Annotated in this window: 2 protein-coding genes (1 of these 2 cut by a window edge); both read right to left on the bottom strand. The window is 65.5% G+C overall.

Going from position 1 to position 22,562, the window contains the following annotated elements; all coding sequences use genetic code 11:
* Positions 1-20,895, bottom strand: the start of a protein-coding gene (locus tag OIE68_RS19495; protein WP_327100787.1) for an alpha/beta fold hydrolase. 21,066 nt of this gene lie to the left of the window's left edge; the window shows 20,895 of its 41,961 coding nt (coding positions 1-20,895); its start codon is at positions 20,893-20,895; its stop codon lies off the left edge, out of view.
* The gene (locus OIE68_RS19490; RefSeq protein WP_327100786.1) at positions 20,892-22,562 is read right to left on the bottom strand and encodes a hypothetical protein; all 1,671 of its coding nucleotides are present in this window, start codon (positions 22,560-22,562) and stop codon (positions 20,892-20,894) included. Before OIE68_RS19490 ends, OIE68_RS19495 begins: the two co-directional genes overlap by 4 nt.

The following is a 22,562-nucleotide window of genomic DNA, read 5'->3' as shown; positions in this document are numbered from 1 at the left end:
ATGGTTGTCGGGGAGGTGGTGGAAGAAGCGGTCGGCGTGTTGGAGGTGGGCGGGGAGTTGTTGTCTCGCGGGCTTGGGTTTGTCGCCGATGGCGTCGTCGAGTTGTGCCATGGCGGCTCGGTGTTCGGCCAGGACGTTTTCGGCGATTTCGTGCAGTCGTTCTGGGGCGTCGTCGGATTGGGTGGGTAGTTGTTCTTGGACGGCGCGCGCATGGACTCTGGCGGCGAGGTCTCGTGCTACCACCGGGTTGCCGACTCGGGCCATCAGCAGGTGGAAGACCCGGCTGTTTTCAGCAGGTGGTGCCAGCTGGTCGGAAACATCTGTGGTTTCGCCGGAATCTGTTGCGGTGTGCGCTGATTCGGGACCCGGGTCCGGGGCAGTGCCGCCCGTCGACTCGGTGGTCGTCGAGCTGGCACTGCCAGTGGGTATTTCAGTCCAGGTATCCGGAGTTGACGCAACGGCACCATCCGGCTCGTCACCTTTGGGAGCGGTATCTACACGGTCGGGCGGCGGAGTCGATCGAGCGCCGCGCCTGTTCGCGTGCGCCGCGTCGAAGCCGGCGATGGGGGCGGCGGCCTCGGGGGTAGCGGCGGCCGACACGGTCTCGGTCGCTGTGTCCATGTCGACCGCATGGGACCACCCGATTCCGGCGTTTGCCAGCGCTTGCTGTAGCTCCTCGTCCGGACGTTCGTGATGGAAGACGATGAAGGTCATGTCCGGAGCCCGGAGACCGCCATGGGTTTGGGTCAGAATGTGGGCGTTCCGGTGGAACCGCGCCCCGTCATAGTCGCGGCCGATGCCTTCGAGTCCGAAGTAGCCGTACTCGCCGTGCTGGCTCGGTGTCGCGCCGAACGACTCGGGCCGCGGATCGTCGACGCTGCTCGGTATTGCCTGCACGAACGTCGGGCTGCCGACACATGCCGTTGTCCTTGCTCGCTCCGATGGGGCGACGACGATATCGACGTCGCCGTATTCGAGAATGGTCGGGAGATTGCCCTCCTGCAGCCAGGAGAGCCGACCGGAGCGAATGCGTCCGTAGACCGGCCGCGATTGTTCGGGCATATCGAGCGCATGCCCGAACAACTCACGTTCGCGCTGCGCCCTTGCCGCCACCGGTAATTGTGCAAGCCTGCCCTTTGCGGCAACTTCGAACAGAGTTTTATATCTGCCGTCGGCGAGAATCTTGCGCAGCGTCGAGGACGTGACGCGAACGACGATCTGGCCGCGGAATGCCTGCCGCAGCTCCTCGGTCATCTGCGCATCGAGTTGCTCGGGCGTCATCCCCAGTTCCGCGGCCAACGCCGCAGCACGGCGCGCATTCCCGACATAACGTTCGGCATAGGCACGCTCGGCGTCGTCGGGGATGAGTTGCTCCGCCTCGGCCCGAAGTTCCTGCGCCTGCGGATCACCGGTCTGTTCCGCATCGAGGATTCGTTCGAACAATTCCACCGCGTCATCGCTGGGCCGACCGCGGAACTCGGGTAGGGCGGTGGTCTGGCGCTCGTCGGTTGTTTCGGGCGGTTCGGACCCGCTCCCATTGCCACCGCCTCCGCCGACACCCCCGCCAGCGCCAGCAACCCCGCCCGCCGCAGGCGGCACGCCGGTGGGGGTGTCCGGCATAGGCTCCGCGGTGGCCGACTCGGCTCGTTCAGGATGGGACGGCCGGGTGCTCGATGTCGCTGCCTGCGGGCCGAGTCGCCGCGCATCAGAACTCGTGGTATCGGGGTTCAGCCAGCTTTCGCCGAAGTGGTACCAGTCCTGGATCTCTATCACTCTGCCGGGGAAGCGTTTCAGCAGAGCGTCATCGACGATTGTTCGCAGGGCGACGAAGTCCGGGTTGTCGCGATCCGGATTGTGGTAGCACGCCCAGGCGCGCAGTTTCCCATCATCGTGATCGCGGTAGCGAATATTGCAATTCACCGTGATCGAGTTGTATTCGATCGTGATCAAGAAGGGAACGCCGGCTTCTTTCTGAAGCTCGGGGTGACTCGGACCACGGCCCTCGATCGCGTGCAGTACAAGGGAATTCGGTCCACCTTCGGCACTGGCTCCGGTCACCAGTCCACCTACCGATGTGGTGTTTGCGCCGAATTCTCGGCCGATTTCTCGGTAAGCGATCGCGCCCGACAGAGCTGGCTCTCGAGGGGACGGGGGAGTACCTGGTTGGCCCGCATCGGTTCTCGCGGGTGCAGCCCCGGTTAGAGCGCTAGGTGCTGAGGGATCATCATGGACAGCTGCGACGCCGCGTGGAGATTCGGCGGCTCCCTGTGCGCCCTCGGAGCGTTGCGGCGGCTTGACGGCGGTGATTTCGTACCAGTCATCCGGCCGTTCATCGATGAACAGGCTTTCTTTACCGATCCGGAATTCGACCTGCTCGAATCCTGCCTCGTCGAGCCGTTGGATGGTGTGGGTGCGGCTATCGGCGGCGATCATCCTTCCGATGCCTGGACTGAGCAGCAGCTTGCCGCCCGGCTTCAGGACACGGTGAACCTCTGCCAGCGAGTCCGGTTCTGCGACGATGACATCCATCGGTGCCCGCTCGAGGTAGACCACGTCGAATTCATCGTCTGGAAGGGCAGATAGATCGCGGACATCGGTGACCAGGTCGGGCCGGACTTGCTCGGCGATATTGACGAATACCTCTCCTGGTTCCGCCGGCCGGTAGTTGTGCCCTCCACCGACCACCAGCCGTGCTTCGACACCGGCATCGCGGATCTCCGCAAGCAGGGCCGAGAGATCGGATGTCGGCTCGGTACGAAGCTCGTTCGGCGTGCCACCGATGCCGGCGTGATCAGCACCTTCCGGTCCGTAGGTGGCGTAGCGTTCATCCATCGCATGGATCTGACGCATTTCTCGGGCACGCTCAGCGCGGAGATCCTGGTGCCCGTGCTCGCGTTCCGGAGGCAACCCCGCCCGCTCCCGGACCATTTGCACAAGTTGCTCGTCGGTTGTGCGCGCGAGCCCGCGCCGGTTCTGCGCCGAAACCGGGGCAGGTTGTGGTGCTGCAGGATTGGGCGGTACCGGGCGATTGGGGGGATTGTCCGGCAATACGTTGCCGAGTGCGCGGACTCGATCATCGGCGATGCGATAGCGGTCGACCGCAGCCACGCGCAGCGGGTCCTGTTCCAGGGCACTTTGCGGGAATTGTTGATCCGGGTGAGTGGCGTCGTCTGCGTTCATCAATGCCGCCAACGCCGCCAGCCGCTCTGCCACGGCGTGGAAATGGTGCACCAGCAACTGAAGTCGGCGTGGTGTGACCGTATCCGGTTGATCCAGCACCGCGCGCAACTCATCGAGTCGGCGGAGCATACCGTCCAGATGCTGGTTGCGCGCTACGTCCGCGTCCGATACCGCATCGGTCGGATTCGGCTCCGCGTCAGGGTGTTCCGCCGCGATGACCGCGCACAACAACTCCAACCGCACGGGATCGACAGCCGCCAGCAGATCCGCAACGGGCGGACCGTCACCCGGGCCAGGGGCCGGTCCGGGGGGAATTGCTTGTGTCTCATCGGCTGAGGCCGGCGTTTCGGAACTACTTGCGGTCGTGGTGGTTTCACCGCCGACGTCGTCGACGGACTCATCGATCACCTCGATTTCGTTGACGCGCTCGTCGGTTGTTTCGGGCGGTTCGGACCCGCTCCCACCGCCTCCCCCGACACCCCCTCCTGCGCCAGCAACTCCGCCTGCTGCAGCGGGATCGGAGTGCAGCTCGCGGTCGAAGGAGTCGTCGATGGCGCCCTGGTGGAACTCGCGAATCTTAATCGTGGCGCCGGGGAAGCGGGACATCAGAGTCGCATCGACCTGGCTGCCTATGGCGTCGAAGTCGGGATTGTTAGCATCGGGCAGAACGTAGATGATCGTCGCCTCGACACCGCCCGAGTGGTAAATCCGGTAGAGCATCGTGAGATGTACGGTCAGATCGCCGTGTTGGACAGGGATCGAAGGCAGACCGCCGAGCTCTTTGGCAATCGCGGGGTGGCCCTTGCCCTTCGCTTCCACGGCGTGCAGTACCAATGTGGCATCTGGGCGTGGCGCTGATGGTCCCTCGGTAGCCGAAGTCGGCTCCGCATGGCCCTCCGGCCAGACGGCCGTCACAATGCCGCAGACGGTGAAGAGGTCGACCGGCCCGGGTTTCAACGAGCGGACGACAATCGCGCCCGATACCTCGGTCGCGGTTGCCGACCTGGAGCGATCGTGGTATTCGATGACCGCGGTGTCGGGCGATGTCCGAACCACGGCCACAGGATCGATGTTGGCGGCTGGTGTGGGGTGGTGCTCGCTGGCGGCGTTGTCGGGGGTCGGCTGTCCGGGTTCGGGGTGGTCCGGTGGGTTTTGCTGGTTGCTGGGTGGTCCTTCGATTTTGCGGGGGTGTTTGGTGTGTCGGTACCAGGGGAGTGGTTTGTTGGTGGGGGTGAGGGTGCCGTCGTCGCTGATGGTGTAGTCGGCGGCGAAGAGTTCCGTGACGGTCTGGTATTTGGGATCCCATTTGTTTTTGTCGCTTTCGTCGCCGTCGTAGTTGCGTACGTGGGGGATGTAGATGTCGGGGTGGGGATCGTCGGGGTCGGGGGTGGGATCGTCGGTGAGGGTGTCGAAGACGAGGACTTGGTTTTCGGCGTTGACGAAGCCGAGGATGTGTGTCTTTGTGCCGTCGTTGACGACGCGGACGGCTATGTGGATGCCGGTTTGTTCGGCGTTGCGAACGGTTTCGGCGGTGGTGGTGAAGCGGGGATCGCCGTCGTATGCGGTGGGTTGGAGTTGGGTTTTGAGGGTGGCTTCGACGGGTTTCCAGTTCTTTTTGGAGTCCCATTGGCGGTTGGTGTCGTCGGGTTCGGATGAGCCGTCGTTGATGAGTGCTACCGCCCGGAATACGCGAGCGAGTTGGATGGCGCAGTTCTTGATTACGGTGGGGTCGAGGGTGAGCGCCGGTTCCGTAGCCACTGGAGTCGCTTCGCGCAATTCGAAGCTCGAGTCACCGACCGTGACTCGTAGCTTCCGGTCGCCGGGTTCTCCGGATTCGTGCAGCACGACCCGGATCTCATGGTTCGGACGCATTTCTTCCGGGGCGACCAGCTCGGCCAACTGCTGAACCGCGTCGGCGACCTGCTCCGGCGGCCAGTCCGGAAGCCACTGGGTTAGCCACTCAGATGCCCGGGCGGTGGGTGTTGGGCGCCCGTCCGTTTCGATCGACGCTGTGGACCCCGTCCTCATCCGCGTCTCGGTCCGCCGTTCGCTGGCATCGGGTTGCTCGCCGTGGCTAGCCGGGGCATCGGCGATATCGGCGAATCCATTGTGGCGTAACAGATATCGTGCGAAATGCACAATGACGGCGACAACCTCCAGCGATGTTTCGGCCGCCCACCACAGCTTGTCGCCACGAAGGTGTTCGATCCCGACGACCACGTCGCCGGGCACGCGATCCGCGGCCACGGGTCGGTGACTGAACGGGTCCGAGCCTGCGCACCTCGCGCCGACGGCATCTACGTCGGCACGACCGAAGATGTCGAGCAGGTCACCGTAGGGAGTTCGGACGGCAGTGTGAATGGGCTGCCATACCCTGCCGACCAGGCTATCGATCGCGACAATCTCCCACCCGGTGAGATAATGCAGCGCGCCGGTGAGCCAGTGGCACATAGACGCGCCTAGGAACTCTTGGACCTGCCAGTCGAGTGTGTTCGCGGTGATTACGAGTTCCTGGTGGTGGCCGCGTTTGGTGGGCTTCGCAAACGAAAATCCGAGGCTGTCGCTGAAATCGACCGCGAACGGATTTCGCCGCCAGAACTCGTCTGGGTCAACGGACTCCTGTCGTTCCGGCGAGTCGCGATCGGCGACAGCGAGCGGAGCGGACGCGGGATCGTGGGGTGTATCGCTCGCCGAGGTGCTCGCGTCGGAGTCGGCCGACATATCTGGTGTTTCGCTGGGGTGTGCTGTGGTGCCGTCGGGTTCGGGATTCCTTGCGCCCGATTGGGGTCGGCGGCGTCCGTCGGGACCTGGTGGGGTGTGGTGGTGCCGCCTGCCGTCGATTTCGGCGGGTGCGATCCCGCCGGGGGATAGCTGCGGCCTCGTGGTGTGGCGGTGTGGTGTGCCTGGACCGGCCGGGCGTCGACGTGTGGGTCCTGCGGCACCGCCGGTAGTCCGATTCGCATCAGGGGTGGCCGTGGCATCGCGCGATTGACGGTGTTTCGCCACCGTGGTGCCGCGCTTGCCGCGGCTCACGAGATTGCCTGCGGCGACTAGTTCCTGGTACGCGGCTCCCACAGTTGCCGGCGACACACCGAGCCTGTCGGCGAGCGCTCTGGCTGAGGGCAGTCGGGTGTCCTCTGGTATCCGGCCGGACAGGATCGCCTGGCGCAACGCCAATGTCACGGTGTCGCGCCAGCCGATGGCTTGCGCGATGTCGGCCAGCTTCCCGGTCGGTGATTCCGTGGCGAGCGTATCCACCAATTTCTGTGCGAGCATCGGTACACCTGGGTCCGATGCCGGTTCATTCGGCCACTGGCTGTCGTGGGCCACCGTCCAGCCGCGCCTGCCGCGGCTCTCGAGATAGCCTGCTAGTTCCCGGTACGCCGCTGCCACAGTTGACGACGACAAACCGAGACGGTCGGCGACTGCTCTGCTCGAGGGCAGGTGCGTCTCCGCTGGAATTCGGCCGGACAGGATCGCCTGGCGTAATGCCAATTTCACGGTTTCGCGCCAGTCGATAGTTTGCGCGATCTCCGTCAGATCTGCTGCCGAGTAATCCGCCGGGAAAATTTCCAGCAGCAACTCTGCCCGGTCCTTGGGCCGTTCTTCGACGGCCTCGGTGGGCTGGGTCGGCAAGCTGTGCCGAGTGTATCCGAGCAGAAACTGGGTGTTGGCATCCGCGATCGCGAGTATTTGACCGAAATCGGTTGTGATACCGGCTTCGTCCGCGATGAGCAGTGTCTGCTCGGTGATGTCATGAGCCAGCTGCCGCTGTTGGTCTGGATCGAGTTCGATAACGCCCTGTCCGACTCCTTGCGCCACCGCGTTCAGTGCATAGGCGAATACTGGCGTCGCGAAATCGCGCGGTGACGGCGAATCTGGAGCCGCGGATTCGGTCGCCCGTCCGGCGTCGCCCATGTGGTGTCCGGCAGCATCCGGCGAGGTCGGAGCATTGGCTGCGGGCGTCGCATCCTCTGGGCGCGGATTCGTCCGCATGCCTTCGGGGTTGGCGTGTGCCGCATCGCTGACCCCAGGGGTGTTTTGTTCGGACGCAGCATCGGCGTGTGCCGAATCAGGTTCATTCGCATCGGTTCTCGCAGCGTCCGCCGTGTAGGTGTCCCTTGCGCCCGATTGGCGTCGGCGGCGTCCATGCGGGCCGGGTGTCTCATGGTGGTGCCGAGCGAATGGGTCGTGTTGGGCGGGTTCGATCCCGCCGATGGATCGCTGATGCGGCCTTCCCCCGTGGCGGTGTCGAGCGTCTGGTCCGGCGGTTGGGCCAGGTGGCCGCCCGCCGCCCCCGGACCGCTTCGGCGGTGCGGGGGCGGGGGTATCGCCTGGTTCGGGCTCGTTCTCGTCCGGTGGGGCGTCGCTGTCGCGGGCAGAGGGTGGGAGTACGGTCTGGAGCGCGGTAGTGACTTGGGCGAGGAGCTCTTGGCCTTTCTCGACCGACAGGCCGAGGCGCTCGGCAACTTCGGGCAGCGGATCTCCGTCAACGACATGGAGAACGACCAGGTTCCATGCCATACGCGGGTCGGGGAGGCCTTCAAGGCCCGCGCGGATGACCTCAGCGAGTTCGACATCGGCGAAGGGGGATTCCGCCGTCTCGTCGCCGACTACCTCTTCGAGGTCACGTCCGCCGTCGTCGACCACCGATCGATCGAACGAAACGGATCCTCCGGTGAGGACCTGGCGTGCCCAGTCCACGTCGGCGAGGGTGAGGCCGAGGGCTTCGGCAACCGCCGCATCTGGCACACGGGTCTCGTCCATGTGCAGTCTTGACGCTTGTGTGGCCAGTTCACGATGCACTTGGAGGACAAGTTCGCGGTCCGAACGGTTCAGGCGGCGGCGATTCGCGGCCTCGTAGCGGGCTGAGATGACCGTCCACACAGCAGCCGCCCATGCATGCTGGGCGAACGAGCCACCGGGAGTGTGATTAGCGATCGCCGACATGACCGCGATTCGGCACCGCTGCCGGAGTTCATCGAGTTGATGAGGGTCCTCGCCCTCCTTCGCCATCCGGCGTACCACCGCCTCGGGAATCCTGGCGTAGCGTGCGAAGATCTCGTCTCGGATCGCGCGTTCTTCCGGTGATCCGACCCGGGTGGCGATGTATCGCCAGAACAGGGCCTGCTCGTCCGGGTCGACTTCGGTCGTGTCCTCGTGCGGATAGAAGCGCTCGATGGCGGCGGTGATCAAGTGGGCCGGGATGCCATTGGCATCGCGCAGCATTCGCAGCGACAACAACCGCGGCCGTATCGTGCGGGCGTGCTCGATGTGCTTCAGTGCTCCGGCGCTGAGGGTGCCGGAGAACTTCTCTTGGCTGCGGCCGAGGTAGTGGCGCCACGCTGCGAGCCATACGTTGACAGTGTCGAAGCCGTCGTTGGGGTTGGGCGGGTGTTGGCCGTCGGGGTCGTACCAGGCGAGTCCTTCGCGGTCGTAGAACCAAACAATGGCCTCGCGGGCGATGTCGGTCGGGACGTTGTTGGTGGTGCACAGATCACGCAGAGTCGCCGCGGTCGGCTGATACTCCTGCTCCTCGATATTGCGCACCGTTCTTTGGTTCAATGGACCCGCGAAATCTTTTCGGCTCTTGCCGAGGTAGCGGCGCAACTCGGTGAGCCATTTGTTCACCGCGAATAGGTCGCTGGGATCGAAAGCCGCGGGTCGAGGGATGTGTTCCCCGTCGGGGTCGTACCAAGCGAGCCCTTCACCGTCGAAGAACAGTAGGAGGGCTTCGCGTGCGAGCGCGTCCGGGATGTCGTTCGCCGCGCAGAGGTCGCGGACGGCCTGCGCGCTCGGGTTACGTCTCCGGCTTTCGAAATGCGTCACAAGCGCAGGGCTGACCGGCCCAGCGAACTGGTTTCGGGAACGGCCGAGGGTGCGGCGTAGCGCGGCGAGCCATTCATTCGCCGCATGTGGGTCGTCCGGGTCGAAATCGGCGGGGTGGGGAAATCGCTGTGTCGCGGATTCTCGAAGGTTTTGTACATGCTGCGCTCGCGCGACAATGGTCGCCCGATCGCCGGTACCGAGCTTGAGGCGGATATTTCTGAGATGGACTACCACGGTTTGACCTGAAATTCCCAGGTGGGCACCGATTTCCGCGTTCGACTTGCCCTCGTCGACCAGGGTGAGTACTTCGATCTCGCGCTCGGACAACGTGGGGGTGGGTGTGTCTGCGGTGGTGGGGTCCTCGCTGGGGAGAAGGCCTGCGCGTAGCGCCGCAATTGCCATTGCCGTTCGATCACCGGTGCCGAACTTCTTACCCATGCGCAGGAGATGGGACTGAACGGTGCGCTCTGAGATTCCAAGGTCGGTGCCGATTTCCGCGTTCGATTTCCCCTCCGCTACGAGGGTGAGTACTTCGATCTCGCGCTCGGACAACGTGGGGGTGGGTGTGTCTGCGGTGGTGGGGTCCTCGCTGGGGAGAAGGCCTGCGCGTAGCGCCGCAATTGCCATTGCCGTTCGATCACCGGTGCCGAGCTTACGACGGACGTTGGTGAGGTGGTTGATGACGGTGGATTCTGAGATTCCCAGGTCGGTACCGATTTCGGCGTTCGATTTACCTTCGGCGATCAAGGTGAGTACTTCGATCTCGCGCCCGGACAACCCGTGACTCGGCGATTCCTGCGGATCAGGCGGCTCGCTGACCGGTGACCGCGATGCACGGGTGGTTTCCACATTGGTCGATGCCGAGCCCGCTGTCGTCTGCGGATCATTTTCGGACTTCCCGACGCCCGGCACGTCATCGGGAGGTGTATGGAAGGTGAGGAATCCCTCGACCGGCATTCCCTTCTTTGTAAACGGTGTTATCGCGACGGGGTTGCCGTCTGCGCGGATTGCGCGTCCCGGAGCGCTGTCGAGTAAGTCGTCCGGTGAACCCGGATAATCCCTTGGGGGGGTGCGGTACTCGACCCAGACCTTCTTTCCTGGCCGTCCGTTCGGTGCCAGGTCGACGCCGATCTTGATCGCATCGGCCATGACCAGCACGTTGCCGCGTCCGTGCTCGCCGTCTGCGCGCTCACCCAGAACAGACGGATCCATGCCGCCGGATTCCAAGGCATCCAGGTTCATTCCGGCCAGCAGGAGGTCTACATCGGCTTGGTCGACTACCGCCGACGGCGCCACCTCGTCGGCTGCATCGACGTTGCTCTCCGGCCGCCATACCGGCAATCCTCGGGACTTGTCCGCAACCGTGATTCGCACGCGATCGTCGTATACCTCGACGGTGAGCTCGGCACCGCCCTCCTTCGCGTGCAGCCCCGCGTTACCGAGGAATTCCGACACTGCCAGTCGAGCGGCCTCGATCTTCTTCTCATCGAGTCGAGCAGTCTGTCGCAGGAAATCGGCGACTCCGTTGCGTGCAGTCGACACGCCCGGCGCGACCTGGCCCTTCTTGAATGTCATCGTCAACGCGGGTTCGGCACTGGATCGCGCTCGACCGTCGCGTGCGGCGAGTTCGAACCACCTCGTCCGTTCCCCGTTCTTGTGCAGCGTCGCACCCCACTGCCATGACTTGTCCAACAGCTCGGTGACCTGTCCGGATTCGGTGGGCGTCACCAATCCCGTGTGCTTATCCGGCTTGTCGCGCGCTGGCAAAGTTCGGCTCTGGTCGGTCACTTCGACCCGTACCCATCGCGTCGGTCCCGTCCCGCCGTGCTTCAACGAGATGGTTCCGGGACTCTCCGCAGTGCGTAACAGAGCATCGACCAGCGCGGTGGCCGCCGCGATGTCGCCGTCGGCACCGAGTAGTTGGCCAACGGCGGTATGCGCGTTCGCCACCCCAACGGGGTCTGTCGCGAATTCCGTACGGGCTCGCTCGGGTTCGCGCTTCGGGCCCGGTGTTTGCTCGGCTCCAACGACAGGAGTCTGGGGATCCGCGCCGGGGACTTCAGTCGTTCCGGTGTCGGCTTGGCTGGTGGGTGGGTGTTGTGGTTGCCCCGGCTCGGGTTCTGGGTTGTCGGGGGAGCCGGTGATGGGGCCGAGGGCAATCGTCCGGTTCTCGTCTGGAAGGGGTTCGAATAGGGGTGTCAGTTCGTCGTTCTCGTATTTCAGGTAGGCGACGAATGCTTCGGTGGGGTTTTCGTAGGAAGGTGTCCAGTCGTCGTAGTGGCGGACTCCGGGAGCATTGATCTTCTCGTCGGTAACGCTATCGATGACCTTTTTACGAGCGAGGGTGTCGAATACGAATATTTCGCCGTCGAAATTTGTTATGGCGTATGCGTGTTTCTTCTTGCCCTGGCCGACCGTGATGACTGCGGTGTCGGCGCCGCCCACTTTCTTTTTGATGTTATCGGTGATCCATCCCATCGGATCATTTTTGGCGGAGTTTTCGGCGGGGTGCCGCCGTTGGACTTTTATTAGCTGGGTGATAATCGCTGCTTCAAGTGCCAGCATATCTTGTTCGTCTTCGTCTTCTTTGGGTTCACGTCCGTCGTTCACGCCCAGTGCGCGCGTTACATGAAATACGAAGGCGACGCATTCCTTTATTTTTCGCATCAGATCGGCATCGGCGAGCGATCCACTGACTGCTGCGGCAGTGGAACTGGAAGACGAGTTTCCGCTTCCGCTTCCGCTTCCGTTGTTGCCGCCGTTGTTGTTGCTGCTTCCGCTGTCGTCGCTACTGCTACTGCTACTGCTACCGGTGCCGCCGCTGCCGCCGGTGCTGTTATTGCCGCTGCCGCTACTGTTGTTGCCGCTTCCGCTCCCGCCGCTACCGGTGCTGCTGCTGCTGCCGTTGTTGCTACCGCCCGTGCCGCTGCTGGTACTGCTGCCGCTGTCGCCGGTGTCGCTACTTCTGCCGTTACCAGTGCTGTTGCCGTTGCCGCCGGTGCTGCTACCGGTGCTACCGGTGCTACCGGTGTTGTTGCTGCTGCTGCCGCCGCTTCCGCTTCCGCCGGTGCTGCTGCTGCCGCTGCCGTTGTTGCCGGGGCCACCAGGGCTGCCGGGGCCAACTGGGCCACCAGGGCCGCCGGGGCTGTTGTTGCCGTTGCTGCTGCCGCTACCACTGCTGCTGCTGCCGTTGCCACCGCTACTACCGCCGTTGCCGTCGGTCGGAGTATCGGACGTTCCAGAACTGCCGGTCCCCGCAGCGGGACGGACACTGGAGGATGCGGGAGGCTGTGCGGCCGACTGCGTTTCGCTCGCGGCGGGAGGGGTGTTCTCGCTGCTGTTGGTTGGCTCGGTCGGCTGGCTCAGTTCCGTGGCGGTGGCGTTCTTGGTGAGCTGTTGGGCAAGCTTGTCGACCTCCTCTCCGGACACGCCGAAGAGTTGGGCGATGATCGCAGTCCACTCGTCGTCAGGGACGGGTGCGTTTGTCGGTGGTGTTGCGGAATCGCCTCCGCCAGGCGGTGCGTTGGCGCGGTTGGCTCGCTGCTGTGCGCGGCCCAGGTATGCGTGCTGGGCGGCAACGCTCTGGAAAACGGGGGTCAGGATGCGTATCCCTTGGGCGGCCAACTCGACCTCGGCGGCCGCGGCATCGACTATCTCCTTTGCCGCTTGCAGCACCTCGCTGTCGGCCTCTGCCGGTTGCGCCCCCTGCTGTTCGCTGGCCTGGCCAGCGGCTTTGGCATATTGGTCGGTCGCTTTGGTGTGCTTGGCGACGGCGGTCCGAAAATGGCTGACCGCGACCTGCCAAATCGGATGCTGCGCCGCGTCTTTGAGGTCCGTGACCGCGACGTTGAAGCCGTAGCTGCCGTTGCGGCCTTTGCGCCCGGCACGCCCGGACCACTGATGATCCTCGTCCGGATTGTGGAGCGAGCGGCCCAGCATTTGCGCGTGTACCCCGCCCAACTCGTTGACCTCATCGGTGATCGACACGTCGAAACCGCGACCCAGCATGCCCGTCCCCACAGTCACCGCGCTCCGAGCACCGGCTTTGTCCTTGATCCCCAACAGGTTTTCCTCGGCCGCGTTGTTGTCCCGGTGTTCGGCGAACCACCGGGACACGATCGCGTTGTGTTCGACACCGGCCTTCGTCAACATCAGCGAGAACTGCACCGCCAAATCGTTGAACGGGCTGATCACCAGGACCGGCCGCCCTTCGGCCTGCAACTGCTGAACCCGCGCGAGGGCGTCCTTCAACTTCTCCGGCACGGTGAGGAAGATCCGATCTTCCTCACCAACGCGTTTCGACTTGCCGAAGTCCTCGATCTTCGCCAAACCGCCCTGGACCGCGAAATTTTGCTTGATCTCCTCAGCGGTCCCCTCCAGCGTGCCCGACATCAGATTCAAACTCTCGTAGTCGCCGAGCACGTCCTCGACGGTGACCTGCTTGAGCCCCTTCCCATCGGAGTACACCTGGACACCGAACATCGCTTCCAGCATCTTGTGGCGGCCACCGAACCAGCGACTGTCGGTGCCGACCTTCGGATCACTGCGCGGTTTCCCGTACTCGTCGAGGATCTGGATCTTCCCGTCGAATTTCTGGAAATCCCGATTCAGCTTCAAGCGGCCCGCTTTGACATCCAGGAACGCACCGGCCATGTTGACCTCTTCCGTGGTGAAAGCCCGACCGGCGTGCTCCTCCCACAACCGACTCGCCGTCACCAGGGACGCCTCGCGGTCGGCACGCAGATCCGCTGAGGTCAGTACCCGATCCTTCAGCACACCCTTGAGGAAGTCCCGCACCCGGTACACCCCGGCGCTCTCTTCCGCCAACGCAGGCTCACGCTGTCCGTCGGACAGGTAGTGAACCGTCTGGTTGTGCACCAGAACCGCGTCCGCCTCATCGATCGTCGCGGTGACCCCCGGCGGCGAGTTATTGAACAACTTGGCCGTCGCCCGCTCGTCGTAGGTCATGTAGTACACCGTCGGTTCTTCCGGCTCCGGCGATGGATTGTGCGGATCCCAGCGGGCCGCCCGATAGCCCAGGCTCCGCAGCATCGGCTCGAACTGCCGGACCCCCTCATTGGCCAGCGTCTCAGTCGTGGTGATCACGTGGTGCACGCGCGCCCACCGCCCACTCGGGAGCTGTACCGGCTTCCCGCGCGACAACTGCCACATCCCGTCCAGCGAGCCGACTATCGACTTGCCTTGCCCCGTGCCCATCTGCCGCAGGAACCCCTGCACCAAGAACGCCTTGATCTGATTCCACCGCGGCGTCATTCCCGTGCCCGCCCGCATCGCTTCGATGTAGCGCAACATCGACTCCACGTCGTCGCCGTTCTCCATCATCCGTCGCCGTTTCGCCCACGACTCGGCAGCCAACTCCTTCTTGCGCATCCGATGCAGTGCCCGCCCCAATTTCGCCGCCGCCGTCAACTGCGCCGACTGCTCCGGGGTGAGATCCGCCTTCGTCGCCGGATCTGGCGACGGCAACCCCGCCAGCTCGTCTGCCACCCGCTGCGCCAACCACGCCTGCCGCGGATCGACGGCCTCCTGTTCTGGGTGCTCGGGGGCTGGTGCGTCCTCTGGGGTGGTGCTGTCCGGTTCAGGCTTGTCGGTGTCCGCGGCGGGTGGGTCGAGTACCGGTGCGAGCGCGCTGACGACCTGCCCGAGCATGTTGCGTGCGGTGGCGTCGTCGATGTGCAACTCTGCGGCGGCCTCGTCCAGCGATGCGTTTTGGAGCAGGACGAGTTCGACCAGACGCTCGGCCATCTCAGAGTCCGGCAGGTCCGCCAGAGCGTCGCGGACCTTTTTCGAGAACGTTTGGTCGATGGCCGCCAGAGTGACATCGGCGGCTTTCATGTTGGGGTGCCAGAAGCCGATGTGGCCGTCTGGGGTGGTTGGTGTTGTGTTGTTGTCGTGGGTGGTTTGTTGGTTGTCGGTGGTTTGTTGTTCGGCCAGGCTGGGATGCCAGAAGCCGACACGGGGGCCCTGTTGTGGTTGCATGGCGGCGCGGAATCGGGCGCGGTGGAAGGCGAGTGCCGCTTCCACGTAGCGTCGTATCAGCTCCTGGTCGGCGGCCTGGTGACCGTCCGCGGGAGAGTTCGTCGTGCCTTGCTCGTGGGGGATTGTCGCGGTGGCGTCGGCATCCTCGGAGGTCTGATCGCCCGCTCGCGCTTGTGCTGGATCGTCCCGCGTGGCTGAGTCATTGCTGCTGACGTCGGTTGGTGTCGGAGCGGATGGCGCGGTGGTCGGTGTGGCATCGGGGGTGCCGGGGTTGTTGTCCGGTGCGGTGGGCGGATTGCTGTGGCCGGATGCACCGCCGTGCGGCTGGTGCAGTTCGAACCAGGTGGATTTGCCGGTGCCGTCGTCCTGCACGGTGGTTCCGTGGGCGTCGGACAGCATCTCTACCAATGGGCCGCCGCGGCCGCGTTCGGCGTCCCAGTCGGGCATGTCGGTGTTTTCCGGGACAACTGGGCTCTTGTCGGTGACCGTGAACCGGATGTTGCGGACGTCGTCGGTGTCGGTCACGGTGAAGGTGACCGCGACCTCGTCCATGGTCCACCGCAGTGAATTCGCCGCTGTTTCCGAGACCAGCAGATTCGAGGTGTCGACCAGATCCTCGGTGAGCCAGGAGTACTTCTGCCGCAGCGATTGCACCCAGGCGCGGGCGCGTTGGACGGGTTTGACGCGCTCGCCTTCCGCACCTATCGGGCCGGCATCTTCGCCGTCTCGGCGGACGATGAAGTGTTCGCGTATCGCTGGTGTGGCTGGTTGGGCGCGCTTTCGCGGTTTGGGCGCAGCGGCGGGTGTCGGTGGTGCGGGTGTGGGTGCTGGTGGCGGTTCGGCCGCAGGCTGTGGTGGGGGCGGGGGTGGCGGTTGTTCCTCGGGACGTTTTTTGCGTTTCTTGTTGGGTTTCTCGCCCATCGTTGCTCGGACCAGGCTTCGGCGTTCCACCTGTTTTTTGGGTGGTGCGGCGGGTGTCAGGTGTGGGACACCGCCGATGCTGGGTACGCCGCTGTCTTGGGGGTTGTGGTCGAGGCTGTGCGGGTTGAGTTGCGGGGCAGCGGGTTTGTGGGGTGCGCCGGGGGCTTCCGGGTTCGGGGTGGTGGCGTACTTGGTCGGCAGGATCGGGGTGTCGGGCTTTTCGGGGACGGCGTCCTGGTGGGTTGGGTGCGCGGCCGAATCACGTGGCAGCGGTGTGACTTCCGGGGGGCGCGTCGGGGTGGGGTCCGCTGGGGCGTTGGGGTCTTGGGGGGCAGGGGTGAAGCGGGCGGAGTCGGCGGGCAGGTTGATGGGGGTGAGGGCGGGTGGGCGCGGGATTACGGGTATGGCGTTGTCGGGTACCTCGTTGTCCAATGGGTATGTGACACCGGGGATGGTGACGTAGTCACCTGCGGGGGGTTTCCACACGTTGTGGTCACGAGGGTCTTTCCAGACGCTGTGTTCGCGGGGGTCTTTCCACACGTTGTGCTCGCGTGGGTCGGGCACAATGGTGCCCGGTGGGATTGGGAATTCCTCTGGGTCGCTGGGGAATTCGTCGTCGGAGGCCTGCCCGGCCATTGCGGGTGTCGAGAGTCCCGTGGTGGTATCGGTATTCGACAATCCGAGAACGCTCGGCATGGCACCGGCGAGTGCTGCTGGTGGGATCGCCTGCGCGGCAGGGTTGTTCGTTGCCGTGCCGGGTGCGGCGTTGGGTGGCTGAGGTGAGTTGGCGCCGGGTGTGGGGGGTGTCGGTCCGCCGGGGGGACCGGACGGTGGACCCGCCGGTGTGGTTGGGTTGTTCGCCGCTGTCGCGGTGGATGGCGTGACGGGAGTGTCGACGGCCGTCTCGTTGTTGAGGAAGTCGAGATGGGGAATGCTGGGTTCGCTGGGGCTGTGCTCGGGTGCGGTCGGGTCGTTTCCGCTGCTCGGTGCGGAATCCCTCTGTGAGACAGGCGGTTCCGTTGTGTCCGCCGGTCTGCCGGTGGCGCCGAAATCCTCGGCGGTGCCGACGTGGGTGTTGTTGTCGGCACGGGGGTTGGCACCGATCGTCGGCGCCGATTCCGATGTGGCGTTCGGCTGACCGTCGATGGTTCCGGCGAGGGGTGTCTCGGTGTCGGGTCGGCTGCTGTGGAATTGCGTGGTGCCGGGGTGGCCGGTTGAAGGCGCGCTGTCCGGCGCGGCCATGGGGTCCGGCGGTACGGATGTGGTGGTGCCGTCGGTGAGTTCTTGCAGGGCCGTGTCCCAGGCACTCCAGCCGTTCCCGGCCGTGTTTCCTGGGGAGGTCGGTGGTTGGGTGGAGCCCGAGGGTGGTGGGGTGCCGCCCTCGTGGTCGGGTAGGCCGAGTTCGTGGAAGAGGGCGCGGCCGATCTCTTCGATCTCGGCAATGGTCTGCTCGTGCGGCCGGGGGGTGTGTCCGTCGACGGTGGTGTGTTTTTCGGCGGATTCGGGCTCCGCGGGGAGCAGGAGACCCTCGAGCCAGTTGTCGTCGGGGTTATCGAGTATTCGACCGATCTCGGTGGCGGGTTCCTCGACGGGGCGGACCAGTGTGTCCGTGGCACGGGTGGGGCGGATCGCCGTGGCGAGGCCGCCGCTCAGTACCTGCTCGGCGAGGTTGCGGCCGCGTGGTTCGGTGTGGGTCAGCGCGGGGAGGGTTATCGCACCGGCGGCAGCACTGGCGGGGCCGGCGAGAGTGCGCGCCAGGTCGCGTCCCGTGGTGCGTGCCGACTGTCTGGTGACGGTCGTGCGGACCGGTGAGGTAAACGGTTGGGGGCGCCTGTCGGGCCTGGGTTGTGCCGTCGGTATCGGTATCGGCGCAGGCGGTTTCGGCGTCGGCTTGGGTGGCTCGGGTGGTGGCGCTTCTGCTTTGCGTTTGCGTTTCTTGGGCGCCTCGACCGAAGCTTGGGCCATTGGGACCGGGCGTGCGGGGACCACCGGTTGCGGCAAGGGTCCGGCGGGCGCGGTTGGGGGAACGCCGCCGCGCGTGGGTTCGGTGGTGAGGGGTGGGATGTAGTTCGTGCTGTGCTGGTCGAGTCGTGGAGCGGCGCTGGGATCTGTTGGAGCGCCGGGGGTTCCGGGGTTGGGTGTGGTGGCGTAGTGGGATGGTGGGTTGAGTTCGGTGGGCCGGTCGGCGGGTGTGGCCGGCAGGTGTGGTGCGGGGGTGTTGGCGTGGCGGGGTAGGGGTGGTTCGGAGTCGTGTACGCGGGGTTTTTGTCCGTCCTGGTCGTTTTCGGCGGGTGCGCCGGGGACGGCGTGGTCGGGAATCGGGACCTGTGGTCGGTCGGTCAGCGGTATGGCAGGTCCGGTATCTGGTAGAGCCGGGGTCGACGGGTGCGGGACGATCGGAATTGCGTTGGGGGGTGGGCCGTCCGGCGCGTCCGGTTGGCCGGGGATCTTGTAGCTGGTGCCCTGGGGTTGGGTGAATTCGTCGGGTGCGTTGTTCGGATACTCGTCCACCTGTGGTTGTGCGGGGACGTAGCTTGGCATCGGGGGTGTTACGACAGTGCCGATGCGGTCGGGGAATTCTTCGGGATCGCTGGGAGTTTGGTCGTTATCGGTGGGCTGACCGCCGGACAACGCGGGCGCGGGTGCCGAGAATCCGGCAGCGGCATCGGGATTCGACGCGTCATCCCCGCCCAGTGCCGCTGCGCCTGCCAGTGCTGCTGGTGGGATCGCTTGGGCTGCAAGGTTGTTTGCCGCAGTGGGATTCGGTGTGGCGGCGTGCGGCTGCTGTGGTGAGTTGGCCTGCCCGCCCTGCGGGGTGGCTTGCCCGCCCGGTGGGTTGGCTTGCGGTTGTTGTGGATTGGCTTGTCCGGCCTGCGGTTGGGGCGCGTTGGCTTGTGGTGTGGCCTGGGGTTGTGGTGTGTTGGCTTGCGCGCCTTGTGGGTTGGCGTGGGGTTGTTGGGGAGGGTTGGCCTGCGGCGTGGCGTGAGGTGTGTTGGCCACAGGCGTGGGAGCCGGTGCGCCGCCGGTACCAGCCGTTGCACCCACCTGTGCGGTAGGGCTCTGCGCCTCCGTCGAACTGCCCGACGGTGTCGAACCGGGCCCAGTGCCCATCCCCGGTTCGACCGGGGTGGTGCCTGCGGTGTGCGGTGTCGCGGCAGGGGAGGTACCGGTTGGTGTGGCGGGCTCGTTGAAATTCGACTCGAAATCGAAGAAGTCGAGGTCGAGGGGGCTGGGCTCGTCGGGGTTGGGCGGTAGTTCGCCTGCCCCGTGTCCCGGCGGGCGCCCGCCGGGTCCGCCTCCAGTCGGCGAATTTCCGTGTGTGACAGGCGGTCCCGCCGTGACTCCGGGCCCGTTGCCGCCGCCGGTGCCGGTGAAATCCTTGGCGGTGCCCATATGGGTGTTGTTCTCGACATGGGGGTTGGCATTCATCGTCATCACCGATCCCGGTGTGGCGTTGGGCTGGCCCTCCGCGGCGAGAATGGTTCCGGCGAGGCTCATCTGCGGAGACTCGGGTCGGCTGCTGTGGAATTGGGCGGTGCCCGGAAGATTGGTCGACGACGAGCCGCCCGGTGCGGCCATGGGGTCGTGCGGCGCGGATGTGTATGTGCCTTCGGTGAGTTGTTGCAGTGCCATATCCCAAGAACTCCAGCCGTGGCCGGGTTCGGATGACTTGCCAGGGGAGGTCGGCGATGCCGGCGGGGCCTGCGGCGTGCCCGGCGGTGGTTGGTTGGGATCCGCGGGCGGTGGGGTGTCGCCGTTATCGAGTAGGCGGAAGGCCTCGTCGTACGACTTGCCGAGTTCGTTGATCTCGGCGACGGTCTCCTCGTGCGGCCGAGGTGTGTGACCGTCACCAGTGGTGTCCCGGGATCCGCTGGTCTCGGGGATGGTCTCCTCGCGCGGCCGGGGTGTGTCGGCGCTGCTGTGCGGCCTGGCCGAGTCGGACGCTGATCGGACCGGGAGGCCGTCGCCACTGCCTCGGGATCCGCCGATCTCGGGGACGGTTCCCGCAGGAGGCCGGGCGGAGCTCATGGCTCGGGTGGCGCGCACCGCCGCGCCGATGCCCGCAATGGCGCCACTGGCGCCACCCATCGCCATCATCTGGACCAGGAATCGGCCGGTGAGTTCGGTGCCGGTGAGCTCGGATACGACAACCGCGGCGCCGGCGCCACCGGCGGCGCCACCGGTGGCGCTGGCCAGCATGATGGCGACGACCCGTCCCGTCGTGCGTCCCACCGGTGTCGCGGCGTTGGCCGCGATGCGGGTGAGCGCGGGCAGCACCGCGACGGTAGCCAGGGAGCCGACCAGGCCGCCGGCGCCACCGGCGGTCGCCGCCACCCCCACCTGGCCCCAATCCATAGTGGTGCGGCGCCCGGGTTTGCCGTGGCCCTGGACGATCTGGGCGTATTGCGCACCGGCGACGACGCCACCCATGGAGACCGCGCCCATGATGGTCGCGCGAATGGCGAGCGCCATGTGCGGGTATCGGCCCGCGAAGGCGGCGATGCGTTGGAATAGGAACATGGAGGTGTCGCGGCGGGCGGCGGTGGCGGCGACATCGGCGGCGATGCGGTCGCTGGCGGCTTTCATCGGTACGGCGGTATCGATGAGCAGGTTGGCGAGTAGGACGGCCCCGATACCGATGACGATGTACTGCTCGAGTTCGATGGCGTTGGCCGAGTCGTAGAGCAGGGTGGCCATGCCGTCGGAGAATTCGATTTGATTGCGCGTGTTGGCGATCTCGGTCTTCAGCTGTCGCTGGATCGCCTCGCCCGCCTCGCTCTGGATTGCCGCGGGCACTTCCTGTGCGAGTCGCTCGAGGTGTCGCAGGGTAACGGTGAGACGCTCGGCCGAGCGCACCCAGGCGTCGGCCGCGGCGCGGATATCTTTGGGTTTACCGACCGGGAAGTGGCCGATCACCCAGCGCGTCAGCCAGTCTGGCCAGTCGGGTGGGATCGTGACACTCATGGGGGCGCCGACCGCCCTCTTGCTCCCTCTACCAGCAACCGATACAGCACCCGCGCCGGACCACACGCGTCGTCGCCACGCAACTCCACTTCGGCGAATGCGGCAACCAACGCCGCGCGCGGCTGGAACCGGCCGTCGACGATGCTGTTGCCGCCCAACTGGTCTCGCCACCGCCGGTAGCCGCCGACGATGCGCGCCAGGGTGTCCCCGGCATCCCACGGGCCGTCGATGCGCCGATATTCGGTGATCAGGGACCGCTGCGCCAGCCGCTGGATGGGCTGCCCCGCCTGATCCGCCAATATCCGGCCGAGGTCGCCGACGATCGTCGAATACATCGGTCGCTCCTCGGATCCGGCTACAGAGTTCCCGGATTGTATTGCGGTGTAGACCCTTTCGCTGAATTGTGCCGGATTCGCGACGAGGGCACGGTCGAGCAGGATCCATGAGCCGGTGCTCGCGGATTCCGACTCGTCATCGCCTCGATCACGGGTAACCCGGGAGATCTGGCCGTCGCCGAGTTCGGTGATCTCGATTCCACCGAGATCGACGAACGGATATTTGCCGAGAATGTTGTCGATGGCCGCGGCCAGTTGGCCGACCATCTCCTGACCGATACCCGAGGCGTCGAAGCCGACGATCCGCAGTTCGTGCCGATCGGCGAGTTCCTGGGCCGCGGCCAACGCTGCCGCATCGGTCGGCATTCGGATTTGCGCCGACTCGGTCTTTTCGCGTTTCTTCTTGCGGGGCTTGTCCTCTCGCTTCTGATCGGTAGGCTGCGCCGCACCGACGCCGGTCGGCTGTGGTGCGAAAACCTGTGCCGGTGGGCGAGCGCCAGTGCGGGCTCCTGACCATGGGGTCCCCGACTGTATCGGCGGGAACGCTGTCCCTGGCGTTCGCGACCACGGTGTGCCTGCGGGCTTGTCGGCGACCGCGGGATCACCGGTCCGCGGTGCTGCCGTGGCCGCGGGCGATGTTGTGCCCGGCGCGGCCGGGATCGAATCGTCCGCGGCCGACGGTGCTGCGGCATTCTCACCGTTTTCGGCCGAGTTTTGCGCAGTGGGCTGGGGCGCGGAGTCCGGTTCGGTCCTCGGTGTACTCGAATCCGGGTACATCGGCTGCGGACCGACGGGTGTGGGTTCGCCGATCGGGCTGTAGCCGTTGGCCTCCGGCTGCGGGTAGGCGCTCGGGGTAGCGTTCGGCTGGGTAGACGAGATGGGCGCGGAACCGCTCGGAAGTGTCGGCGTCGTATTTCCGTTGTCCGCGTTCGATCCGGAATCGGTTGCGGGCGAAGTAGTTCGGGGTGTACCGGTACCGGGCCACATCGAATCCGGCGCGACGGATACCGGCTGATTCGAGCCGGTGGTGCGGATCTGTTGGCCGCTGTTCTGGTCCTGCTCGTCGAGCGCGTCGCCGACCTCGCTGACGCCCTTGCTCAGCGCGCGCAGATTGTCGACCAGGTTCTGGTATCCCTCGAGCCCCTTCTTCGCCTGTGGCTCATAGGTATCGCCGACCATTCGTCCGGGCTCGTCGTCACCCCATGGCTGGCCTTCACGGGCCAAGGCGTCCTTCAGTTCGGTCAGATCTTGGTGCGCGGACTCGGCGACCGCGGCGAGTTCGGTGATGAGTGCATGGAGACGGTCGGGATCGATATGCAACGACTGGCCCAT

It is taken from the genome of Nocardia vinacea, assembly GCF_035920345.1.
GTDB classification, from domain to species: Bacteria; Actinomycetota; Actinomycetes; order Mycobacteriales; family Mycobacteriaceae; genus Nocardia; species Nocardia vinacea_A.
This window is presented reverse-complemented; position numbering and strand designations above follow the sequence as displayed.